Source organism: Treponema sp. R8-4-B8 (assembly GCF_054786175.1).
Map to the genome: position 1 here is coordinate 69,146 of NZ_BDHE01000481.1, position 11,186 is coordinate 80,331.

18 protein-coding genes are annotated in these 11,186 nt (G+C 30.2%); all 18 read left to right on the forward strand.

Annotation, left to right across the window (positions count from 1 at the left end):
- The first annotated feature begins 10 nt into the window (after positions 1–10).
- The 18 genes from ACYVRA_RS10405 to ACYVRA_RS10490 all read left to right on the forward strand — a co-directional run bounded on the left by ACYVRA_RS10405 (position 11) and on the right by ACYVRA_RS10490 (position 11,158).
- On the forward strand, positions 11–187 hold the full coding sequence (locus tag ACYVRA_RS10405) for a hypothetical protein (protein ID WP_461252634.1): 177 nt from the start codon (positions 11–13) through the stop codon (positions 185–187).
- Between the two features lie 3 nt (positions 188–190).
- A complete protein-coding gene (locus ACYVRA_RS10410; RefSeq protein ID WP_461252635.1) occupies positions 191–1,225 on the forward strand; it encodes a GNAT family N-acetyltransferase in 1,035 nt (344 codons plus the stop codon).
- A 111-nt stretch (positions 1,226–1,336) separates the two neighbouring features.
- On the forward strand, positions 1,337–1,852 hold the full coding sequence (locus tag ACYVRA_RS10415; RefSeq protein ID WP_461252636.1) for an RNA polymerase sigma factor: 516 nt from the start codon (positions 1,337–1,339) through the stop codon (positions 1,850–1,852).
- Entirely contained in the window at positions 1,845–2,159 is a 315-nt protein-coding gene (locus ACYVRA_RS10420) for a hypothetical protein (RefSeq protein ID WP_461252637.1), read from the forward strand. The genes ACYVRA_RS10415 and ACYVRA_RS10420 overlap by 8 nt, the downstream gene beginning before the upstream one ends.
- Positions 2,156–2,629, forward strand: a complete 474-nt coding sequence (locus ACYVRA_RS10425) for a hypothetical protein (protein WP_461252638.1) — start codon at positions 2,156–2,158, stop codon at positions 2,627–2,629. Before ACYVRA_RS10420 ends, ACYVRA_RS10425 begins: the two co-directional genes overlap by 4 nt.
- A 296-nt stretch (positions 2,630–2,925) precedes the next feature.
- On the forward strand, positions 2,926–3,468 hold the full coding sequence (locus ACYVRA_RS10430; RefSeq protein ID WP_461252639.1) for a GNAT family N-acetyltransferase: 543 nt from the start codon (positions 2,926–2,928) through the stop codon (positions 3,466–3,468).
- A 22-nt stretch (positions 3,469–3,490) separates the two neighbouring features.
- Positions 3,491–3,688 (forward strand): GNAT family N-acetyltransferase, encoded by a 198-nt coding sequence (locus ACYVRA_RS10435; RefSeq protein WP_461252640.1) that lies wholly within the window; start codon positions 3,491–3,493, stop codon positions 3,686–3,688.
- A gap of 152 nt (positions 3,689–3,840) precedes the next feature.
- Positions 3,841–4,017: a hypothetical protein gene (locus tag ACYVRA_RS10440; RefSeq protein ID WP_461252641.1), complete on the forward strand. Its 177-nt coding sequence runs from the start codon at positions 3,841–3,843 to the stop codon at positions 4,015–4,017.
- Positions 4,001–4,471, forward strand: a complete 471-nt coding sequence (locus tag ACYVRA_RS10445; RefSeq protein WP_461252642.1) for a GNAT family N-acetyltransferase — start codon at positions 4,001–4,003, stop codon at positions 4,469–4,471. Before ACYVRA_RS10440 ends, ACYVRA_RS10445 begins: the two co-directional genes overlap by 17 nt.
- A gap of 16 nt (positions 4,472–4,487) precedes the next feature.
- A complete protein-coding gene (locus tag ACYVRA_RS10450) occupies positions 4,488–4,988 on the forward strand; it encodes a hypothetical protein (RefSeq protein ID WP_461252643.1) in 501 nt (166 codons plus the stop codon).
- Positions 4,985–5,779 carry a hypothetical protein gene (locus ACYVRA_RS10455; RefSeq protein WP_461252644.1) on the forward strand — a complete coding sequence of 265 codons (795 nt, stop codon included), beginning with the start codon at positions 4,985–4,987 and terminating at the stop codon, positions 5,777–5,779. Before ACYVRA_RS10450 ends, ACYVRA_RS10455 begins: the two co-directional genes overlap by 4 nt.
- Entirely contained in the window at positions 5,761–6,576 is an 816-nt protein-coding gene (locus tag ACYVRA_RS10460) for a DUF4037 domain-containing protein (protein ID WP_461252645.1), read from the forward strand. Before ACYVRA_RS10455 ends, ACYVRA_RS10460 begins: the two co-directional genes overlap by 19 nt.
- Positions 6,577–7,662 (forward strand): acyltransferase family protein, encoded by a 1,086-nt coding sequence (locus tag ACYVRA_RS10465; RefSeq protein WP_461252646.1) that lies wholly within the window; start codon positions 6,577–6,579, stop codon positions 7,660–7,662.
- Positions 7,663–7,763: 101 nt separating this feature from the next.
- The gene (locus tag ACYVRA_RS10470) at positions 7,764–8,216 is read left to right on the forward strand and encodes a LytTR family DNA-binding domain-containing protein (RefSeq protein ID WP_461252647.1); all 453 of its coding nucleotides are present in this window, start codon (positions 7,764–7,766) and stop codon (positions 8,214–8,216) included.
- The gene (locus tag ACYVRA_RS10475) at positions 8,206–8,631 is read left to right on the forward strand and encodes a DUF3021 family protein (RefSeq protein WP_461252648.1); all 426 of its coding nucleotides are present in this window, start codon (positions 8,206–8,208) and stop codon (positions 8,629–8,631) included. Before ACYVRA_RS10470 ends, ACYVRA_RS10475 begins: the two co-directional genes overlap by 11 nt.
- A gap of 69 nt (positions 8,632–8,700) precedes the next feature.
- Complete coding sequence (locus ACYVRA_RS10480; protein WP_461252649.1) at positions 8,701–9,450, forward strand: TraX family protein; 750 nt, start codon at positions 8,701–8,703, stop codon at positions 9,448–9,450.
- 173 nt (positions 9,451–9,623) lie between these two features.
- Positions 9,624–10,439 (forward strand): class I SAM-dependent methyltransferase, encoded by an 816-nt coding sequence (locus ACYVRA_RS10485; RefSeq protein WP_461252650.1) that lies wholly within the window; start codon positions 9,624–9,626, stop codon positions 10,437–10,439.
- A 32-nt stretch (positions 10,440–10,471) separates the two neighbouring features.
- Positions 10,472–11,158 (forward strand): ABC transporter ATP-binding protein, encoded by a 687-nt coding sequence (locus tag ACYVRA_RS10490; RefSeq protein ID WP_461252651.1) that lies wholly within the window; start codon positions 10,472–10,474, stop codon positions 11,156–11,158.
- Positions 11,159–11,186 lie beyond the last annotated feature (28 nt).

Here is an 11,186-nt window from a genome sequence, read left to right on the forward strand (position 1 = left end):
GGAGAATTTAATGATTAAGAAATTTTGTTTTGACGGTAAAAATAATTTGGCGTACAATGACTATAAATCTGCGTTATTAATAATAAGACAATATAAAAATATAATCCGCCAAAATTATATTTATTTTGGGGAAACGGATATAAAAAAATTTACTGATACCGAAGAAGGCACATTACATTGGATATGAAATATGAAAATAATTGAAATAACCCAAAACAAAGAAGAATTTATGGATTTATTATTATTGGGTGACGAACAGGACAATATGATAAAAAAGTATCTTTATAGGGGCGAATTATTTGCATTATATGATGGAGATTTAAAAACGGTATCTGTAGTAACAAAAGAAGATGAAAGCATTTATGAGATAAAAAATATAGCGACATATGAAAAATATCAGGGGAATGGATATGGAAAAACAATGATTAAATACATTATAGAAAAATATAAAAATAAATGTGATATTTTATTGGTTGGAACAGGTGATAATGATAAAACAATTTCATTTTATAAAAATTGCGGGTTTGAATACTCCCATACTGTTAAAGATTATTTTATAAATAATTATGATCATGAAATATTTGAAGGTGGAAAGCGATTAAAAGATATGGTATACTTAAAAATTGAATTTATAAAGGAGAAAAATATGAAAAAGATTTCCCAAAGCGCGACGAACCGTTTTTGTCCGCAATGCCTGTTTTTATTTGGTACTTATAGAGAAGACGGACTGCCTAATTATGGTCTTTTCTGTTGGGCAACATACTGTCATGATAAAGAATTTAAATTTGTAGCTTGTATTGGCGAAGATAAACTTACTCGCGACAGAATACGCTCGACGGGTGTTTTTTCCGCGTCTTTAATATCAAAGTCATTATTGCCTGTTGCTGATTTTTTGGGCAGTAATTCTGGATATAAAGTTGATAAGTCAAAAATAATTGAATCTATAAAAGGGGAGGTATTGAATGTGCCGATACCTATTGACAGCCCTTTTAGTTTTGAGCTTGAAGTTGATAAAACACTTCATCTTGATGATAATAAAAGTGAAATTTATATATGTAAAATTAAAAACGTACTCGTAGATGAATGTTTGGCAGACGAACAAATTCCCTTTGAAGAACGGCTGAAAATAGCTGACCCTATTGTTACAATATCTAAAAAATATTTTTCAATTGAAAAGACAATTATAGGTGATTGGTTTAAATGGAAGAATGGTATTGGCTATTGAAAAATATAATTGTAAAATTACTGTTTTGAAATGTGATGTTAATATTGAATTATATAAAACAAGAACTAAACTGACATTTTTCACGTCTAATATATAAGGAGGTCAAAATAGTTGCTAAAGGGAAACGAAACACTTGAGTCTTTAGCAAAACAAGCCTCAAAGGGTAATGAAAAATGTTTTGTTACGCTATGCGATTTGTTAAAAACCAAACTTTTTCGTACCGCAAAAGGCGTTCTAGGCGATGAATCTCTAGCCCTTGATGCCGTCAGCGAAGCCATTTTCCGCGCCTTTAAGGGCATTAAACGGCTTCGGGAACCTAAATATGCGGAGACTTGGTTTATCCGCATACAAATAAATGTCGCAAATGACTTTTACAGGAGGCAAAAAAATGAAATAGTTATGGAAAAAGTACCGGAGGGCATATATTTTGATGATCATAGTGAATTAGAATTCACTCAGATGATAAAATCTTTACAACCTGAACTGCGTGAAATCATCAGCCTTAAATATTATTCAGGTTATACGTTATATGAAATATCTAAAATATTAGATGTGCCGGAAGGAACGGTTAAAAGCCGCTTAAACAGAGCGCTTAATATATTACGTTTGGAGGTTTTGTATGAATAAGGATTCATTCTTACGATATATAGAAAACGATCGTGATTGTGAACAAAATCGTCTTGATATTGCCGTAAACAGAGGGTTAGAAAAAGCAAAAAATGACAGGTTTGATTCAAAAAAACTATTTATGCTTGCCGCCGCAAGCGTATTTACTTTTGCAATATGTATTATTGTAAACTTAATGCCTATTTCAACGGTTGTTGAAGGGTATTATGAGAGCAGGCAAAAAATTATGCCGGGAAGCTCACAGATATTAAACGGCTATGTCAAAGATATAGTCAATAATCTTAAGAAAAATTTAGGAGGCGAATGATGTTGTTAATTATTGGTTTTTTATTCATGGTTTTTATCTTTGCTATTGTGAGTATACTATCAGGTGTGGGCACAATATTTATCGATCTGCCGTCAGCTTTGTTGATTCTTGTTCCTTTGATTTTCTTTTTTTTAACATCAAAAAGCGGAAATATTTTGGGCAAGTATATCAAAGCAAGTTTCAAAAAGGAGTATACATACACCGAAACTGAATTAGAGACTCTTTCTGCGGCGTTAAAAAACACAATTAAATTTATCCTTGCGGTAGGCGGATTTGGTTTTATGACAGGGCTAATTGCCAGCCTTGCCTTCTTGGGATCATCGGATAAATTAGGTCCCAATCTTGCGGTAAGCTTAATATCTTTGACATACTCAATTACGATAAGTTGCTTTGTTTTTTTCCCTGTTAAGGCATGGGCGGAGAATAAAATTAATTTGCTTAAACAAAATGGTGTACCTCATGGAGGATAAGATGGAGACAAATATTTATAGATATAGAATGGAAAATAGTATGTAAAGGATATATGTATATATTATCATTTAATAAACCGTAAAAAGAGTATAAAATATAATACTATAATGAATTAAATATTATTCTGAAAAATGATCAAAAATGTTAACTTTTCACTTTTGATTATGATATATTTAATAAGGAGAAAATTATGAAATACAGAGGAATAATCGTCGAAGAAGGGCTTAATGACAATAGAATATTAAATAAATTAATAAAATAATATATTTGTAATAATATTGAAAAGGGGGAAATTATGTATTTTAAGAAACTTGTAGGGAAAAAATGTTACTTGTCTCCAATTGATGTAAATGATGTGGAAAAATTTACTGAATGGCTTAATGATATAGAAGTAACAAAATATTTGATAGTTTATCCGAATATAATAAGCATAGAAAATGAAAAAGGATTCTTGGAAAAATTATCCAAAGAGCATACATATTCAATAATTGATAATGGGACTAATGAACTAATAGGAAATTGCGGATATGGAAGTATTGACAATATAAACCAAACAGCAGAAGTTGGAATATTCATTGGAAACAAAAAATACTGGAATAAAGGATATGGGACAGAAGCTTTAAGCTTATTATTGGACTATGGATTTAAGGCATTAAACTTACATAATATTTATTTAAGAGTGTATTCATTTAATGAAAGAGCAATAAAATCTTATGAAAAAGTAGGATTTAAAATTATTGGAAAAATACGGGAGGCATTATTAAGAAATAATGAAAGGCATGATATAATTTTAATGGATATACTATATAATGAATATTATAATAAAAATAATATTTGAAAAAAATAAGGCAGTAAACATTATGTATAAAATTAATGCAATGGATATAAAAGACTACGATGAAATAATAAATTTATGGGAAAATACCGACGGTATAGGTTTAAGCGGAAATGACGATTCAAAAAAATCCATAAACAATTTCTTGGAAAAGAATCCCAACACTTGTTTTGTTGTTGAATATAAAAATGAAATAGTTGGAACAATAATGGATATAAAATAAGGAATGATTTAAATTATAGGGACAAAAAAAATGATAAAAAATGTTAATTTTCTTTATTTATAATCTGCTAATATTTTAAATATTTACGTATTTAATGGGGTTTTATGAAAACAAATTTGAAGTAAAAAAATGAGAATAAAGGTAAAATAGGTATGAATAAGAAAATAATAATTACCGGCAGATACTGCGCGACAGGAAAATCTGTATTTTCCCGTAAATTATCGGGTCTTTTGAACATTCCATGTTTTAACAAAGACATTATCGAAGAAACGCTAAGTAATGTAATAACTGATAAAGAAAAGGAGAAATACAATGGAAATAGAACTTAAAAAAGTCGGCATTGAACATCTTGAAATACTTGTCGATTTAAGAATGGAATTTATAAAAGATATACATCCTGATATTGAACTTCAACTATTGGAAAAAATAAAAAAAGCAACTTTTACTTATTTTAATGATTTATTTAATGATAATTCATATATAGGTTTTATAGGGTTAAATAATAATGAAGTTATATGTACTGCAGGTTTATTAATATATTATCTACCCCCTTTAGAGAATGAAAATTATAGAAAAATTGGGCATGTACTTAATTTTTATACAAAACCTGCATACAGAAAAAAGGGAATTGGATCGAAACTAATGAACTTTATAAAAGATACAGCCGCAAATGAAAAAATAAATAGAATAGTTTTAAATTCAACAAAAATGGGGTTTCCAATATACAAAAAAGCAGGCTTTATTGAACCAGAAGACAAAGCATTGTTAATAGATTTATTTTGATAACAGGAGGAATATATTGAAAGTATTGGTTCATGACTTAAATGAACAAGATTTCTCACAACTGGGAATTATTAAAGATGAATATATTGTGATTAACGCAAATGTTACTTCCGCCCCATGTGTAGGCTGTTATAATTGCTGGATTAAAACTCCTGGGACTTGTAAAATAAATGACAATTTAAAATATTCAGGCTCATTATTGGGAAACAGCGAGGAAACAGTTTTAATAAGTCAAAATTGTTACGGCGGATACAGCGAGCATGTAAAAAAAGTACTTGACCGCAGCATATCGGGAAGTACTCCGTTTTTTACATATCGTTCACGGAAAGTAAGACACGTAAAAAGATATAATGTTGAGCGGAAGCGCCTGACTGTTATTTTGTACGGTGATTTTCTTGAATCAGAAATAAAAACCGCTAAATTATTGGTAGAGGCGAACCGTAACAATATGGGTTTTAAAAAATCTAACCTTCATATAATAAACAATATCAATGAAATAGGTCAGGTATTTAAATGAATATAATGATTATTAACGGCAGTCCCAAGAAAAAAGGCGGAGCTTCGTCGTTTTTTGGAAATGTTTTGCGTTGTATGCTTTTTCCGAATAATGTTACAATAAAAAGCATTGGCATATCCATAGATTATGATAAAATATTTGATAACCTTCAAAATATAGATGCCGTTGTAATATCGGTTCCGTTGTATATTGACAGTATTCCGTCTCATTTTATACATTTCCTAAAACAAATGGAACAATATTGCAAAAATAATAAATGCCGTTTTATGCTCTATGTAATTTCCAATTCTGGTTTTGTCGAAGGACATCAAAATCATGCTCATTTGGAACAGTATAAATGCTGGTGTGAGCGCGCGGATATTACATGGGGCGGAGGGCTTGGCATAGGCGGCGGCGTAATGCTTAATGTGTTATACAAAATAATGTTGTTATGGACAGGCATACAAATTTCTGTTCGAATTATTATAAACATTTTTTCAGGCAATTCAGTTATAAATAATGCATTTAATACATTACTGTCAGGATTGATCAATAGCGCAATAATAATTTTATTTTTTTACTGCGGAGTGTTATTATTTGAATTCATGCTTTCATGGGCTATAGAAAATAAAATGTGCATGAAAAACAAATACACAAGGGTAACGCTGCCTTCTTTTATTTTTATTGCAGTAGCGGATATATTTATGACATTAAAAGCATTATTTAACGGCAAATTGATATTTTCTTTGTTTAAAAAAGAGGAGTATACAAAAATATATAAAGGGAATTTAAAATGGATAACATGGAATTAAATGAATTTATAAATGATTTTTCGAAAATAAATGGCATTCAGGCAATAGTACTCGGCGGTTCTAGAACAACTAAATGTTCAGATATTAAATCTGATTATGACTTTTATGTATATTCAGAAAATATAATAGATCAGGAAATTCGTAAGAATTTATTTTCAAATTATTGTAACTATTATGAAATAGGCAATAGTTATTGGGAATTAGAAGATAATGGCATATTAAAATCCGGTGATTGTTTTCAAATAATTTATAGAAATTTACTTGATTTTATCAAGATTATTGCTAATGTCGTGGAAAATCATAATAGTTGTAATGGATTTACTACTTGTCTTTGGCATAATTTATTAAATTCAGAAATACTCTTTGATAAAGACGGCATGTTTAAGAAAACAAAGGAACGGTTTTCAATACCTTATCCTCAAAAACTTAAAGAAAATATTATAACAAGAAATATGGCTTTACTTTCCGATTCAATGGAATCATATAAAGAACAAATCATTATTTCAGTTTATAGGAAAGATTACGTAAATATAAACAATAGAATTTCCGCGTTTTTAGCAAGTTATTTTGATATTATATTCGCAATTAATGAACTGACAAATCCGGGAGAAAAACGTTTAATAGAAATATGTTTAAGTAAATGTAAAATATTGCCTAATCATTTTGAAGAAAATATAGATAAATTATTGAAATATCAAAATGAAACGCAAATAATAGAAATTATAAATGATATTATAAATGAATTAAAAATTATTATAATAGGGCAAAAAGAGACAAAATATTTTGGGAGAAACTAAATGGCAGATATGAATGTAAATACTTCCCGTAAGCACTTCATTGACAATATACGGTCTATTACGGTGATAATTGTTATTGTATATCATGTTGCGTATCTGTTTAACAGCGCCGGCGTAGTATCAAACATCGGAAAAACCGGCATTCCGGCTTTTGATACGCTTTGTTATTTTGTATACCCATGGTTAATGACTATTATGTTTTTGGTGGCTGGTATAAGCGCCAGATACGCATTGCAAATACGCGCGGTTAAACAATTTTTAAAAGAAAGGGTACAAAAATTATTGATGCCCTTTATTGGCGGTATTCTTCTGCTTTGCTGGATAACCGGATGGGTAACAAATCAATATAATGATATTTTTGCTGGCAGTAATGTGCCGGCGTTCTTGAAGTATTTTATCTTTTGTCTTATAGGAATGGGACCATTATGGTTTAACATAGAATTATTAATTGTTTCAATGATTTTATTGATATTTTATAAGATTGATAAAAATGATCGTTTAACGGCATTAACAGGCAGATCAAATATTTTTGTATTGCTTATTCTTTTCTTGCCTTTTTGGGGTTCTTCGTTTTTATTAAATATGCCGTTAATAACAGTATTCAGGAACGGCATATATTTATTTGTTTTTCTGACTGGATATTATTTCTTTTCACAGGAACAAGTTATTGAAATATTGGCAAAATTCAAGATTCCTTTACTTATAGCCGGAATAATACTGGGCATTATAGAGGTTTATTATTTTTATGGTAAAAATTTTGGCGATAACAGTTTTTTGCAGCATCCATTAACAAACATTTATTCGTGGATTATGATGATGGCGATATTGGGCTGTTCACGAAAATATTTCAACAAAACAAATAAATTAATGGATTATATAAAAAACCGCAGTTTCTTTTGGTATTTATGCCATTATCCAATAATGGTATTTACAGCTTATATTTTGACTTCTGCTTTCGATCTGCCTTTTGTTTTTAACTATATTTTATTATTATTATTGGTGTTTGGAGCGACAATTATATTTTGTGAAATTATACGGTTAATGCCTGTATTAAGGTATTTATTATTCGGATTAAAAAAATTATAAGGTGCTTTTTCAATGATAAATTATTTTTACGAAGAAAAATAAGGCGCTTTAATCAATAAATTTAATAGAAAAAATACTTGATATGTAGTATAATATATATCATGTTCCTAAAGCTTGAAGAAAGAAAGACGCACAAGGATATTGAAGTATCAATTATATATCCTGAAAAAAATAAAACCGTCGAAAGGCTTGTTTCGTTTATCAATTCGCTCAGTATAAAAATAGAAGGTCATACGGAAAATAGCATAAAACAGATAAACGCTCCTGATATATATTATATAGAAAGCGAAGATAAAATAGCGGTAATTTACTGTGATAACGAATATTACAAAACCAAATACCGATTGTATCAAATTAGCGAGAAATTAAACGGATTGGGTTTTGTTCAAATCAGCAAATATTGCCTGATCAATATAAACAAACTAGATAAAATTATACCGCTGTCCAACAGGCGCATGGAAGCGATATTAAAAAACGGGAAACAGGTTTTTATAACCAGAAAATATCTATCTGATATAAAAAAAGCGTTACAGGAGAATATTGATGAAAACTGATGATTTAAAGAAATTCATTTTATATATATTTGCCAGCACAGGAATTGTATTGTTTCTTTTAGTGGTTTTTATCATGTTTAAAGAAAATAAATCAATCTCCGCGAATACTATTCTGCAAATAATCGGAGTAAATATTGTAATTGCTATAGGACTGCGTCTGTCCCAGAGGATAGAAAGCCGTTATGCGATTTTCGAATTCTTGCTTGATATTGGTTTTATGTCGGCGGTTATTATTGTATCAGGAATATTATTTAAATGGTATTATTATATACCGGTATGGCTTCCTCTTGTCATTGTGCTTATAGTCTATATATTATTCTATTTACTGGATATTATCAGAGTCCGCAGGGATATAAAAGAAATAAATAAATTATTGCAAAAACTCAAGGAAAAAGAAGATAACACTGCATCTTAGTAGTAAATTCGGGCGTGTTGGTATAATTTCTATTCTCAAAAGGCTTAACGATTCAATATAGTAATTATTATGAATGAAATGGAATTATCAAAAGAAAATGTAAAAACAGGCCTCACATCCAACGCGTTAAAATTAATTGCAATTATTACTATGACAACAGCCCATTCCGCCATAATTTTCTATTCCCGTTATAGTTATGATATAGTTCCGCTGTTTATGAACGGCATCGGAAGATTAACCGCCCCAATTATGATGTTTCTTATTGTGGAAGGGTATCATCATACAAGAAACTTAAAAAAATATATTCTCAGATTATTTATTCTTGCGATTATTTCACATTTTGCCTATGCGTTTTGTTTTGATAAACATTTTAATTCAGTATTTGATCAGACAAGCGTTATTTGGGCATATATGCTTGGATTAATCGCGCTTGCAATTAGAGAAAGCGACAAATTAAAAACGTGGCAAAAACATTTAATACTTTTTCCTGTTTTATGGGCGGCCTTTCCGGCAGATTGGAGTACCCCCGCCGCTTTCGCTATTATTTATATGGGTTTAAATTACGGAAATTTCAAAAGACAAATGATTTCCCTTATTATTTGCATAGCTGTTTACGCGATAATATACGCAATTTTTTTAAATTTCGTTTATGGATTAATGCAAATGTTAATTGTATTGGCTATTCCGTTATTGTATCAATATAACGGACAAAGGGGGACATGGAAAGGAATGAAATGGTTTTTCTATATTTATTATCCCTTGCATTTAACAATATTGGGGCTTATTAGGGTATTTGTATTGCATAAAGGCGTTAATTAAAATAATATAAGTAATTGGACGAATATTATGGATAAAATTATAGATTATAAAAAAGTATTAGAGGTTTTATATGGAGTTCAATATACAATAAAAATGAGCAAAAATGTTAATTTTTCTTCCTATCTTTGTGTTAAAATATATTGACATATATTTTTTGCGTAAAGGAGCATACAATGAAAGAAATTGAAGCCAATAAAACCGCATGGGGATTATTATCCAAAGATCATTATGAACACTGTAAAAAGGCGTTACAGGAAAAAAAGTGCAGTTTTAGCAAAATAATTGAAAGAGAAATTGGAGATATTTCCGGGAAAACCGTTATTCACCTTCAATGTAACGCCGGAGCAGACACAATTCTATTGGCTCAAAAAGGAGCGATTGTTACGGGAGTCGATTTCGTTACTGATAACATAAAATACGCGCGTCTTATGGCGCAGGAATTAGGCGTTATCAATATCGACTTTATAGAATCGGACATTATGGACTTTAAAGAAAAACACGACAAAAAATATGACATGGTGTTTACTACAGAAGGAGTGTTATGCTGGCTTCCTGATTTAAATAAATGGGCGCAGACAATAAAACATTTACTGAAAGAAAACGGCGTTTTATATTTGCTTGACGGACACCCATTTTATATGGTTTTTGATACTGAAAAATTAAAAGAAAATAAGTTAGAAATAAAATACCCCTATTTTGTCAGAGAACCTGAACATAATGATACTCTTGGCGGCTGGTTTTCCGATGCAAAAAAGACAAGTCATTATGAATGGATGTATAAAGTAAGCGATATAATAAATTCATTGATAAACGCCGGATTAACAATAGAATTTTTTAATGAGTATGACACTTTGTATTTTGATATGGGCGGGATGGAAAGAGGCATAGAAGGGGAATATCATTTCCCGTTTTTTGACAAGAAATTGCCGTTTACTTTCAGCCTTGGAGCAAGATTGGTAAAAAGGGAGGGTATAAATAATAAATATTGACAAAAGAAACATAATAATATAAAAAACTATACATGGAAGGAACTATTATAGAAATTGACAACATTCATTATTCTTATGATAAAAAAAATACAGTTTTAACGAATTTTTCCCTAAATATTAAACGCGGGGGCATAATCGCCATACTTGGGCATAATGGGGCGGGGAAAACAACATTGCTTCGGCTTCTAGGAAAACTTATTTCGCCCCAAAAAGGCATTATTAAATGGAACTTATTACCAAATGAAAAAATTGGATACATGCCGGAAGGTTTAGGGCTTTATCCCAGATTGTCCAGTTATGAAAATATCAAATTGCAATTTTTAAGCGCGAATAAAAATCCTGATAAAGAAAGAATACTGTCAATTTTAAATAAAATTGATCTTGGAGAACATGCAAAAAAATTGACCGGTTATTATTCAACAGGAATGAAACGGCGGCTTTCTTTGGCTTGCACATTCGTAACAACGCCAGAATTATTGCTAATGGACGAACCGTTTTTAGGGATTGATCCCGTAAGCCAAAAAATAATGATCAACTTGATACATGAATACAAGGGAAAATATTCAACCGTTGTTATAACAACTCACGACCTTAATCTGGTAAAAAACATTTGCGACAGTTTTGTAATAATACAAAATGGGAAGGTTGTTTATATATCCGCTGAAAATGAGGATATAAACAATATCGAAAAAATATATTTTCAATATGCGGGGAAATAATATGGGTTATTTTTGGGGACTGGTAAAA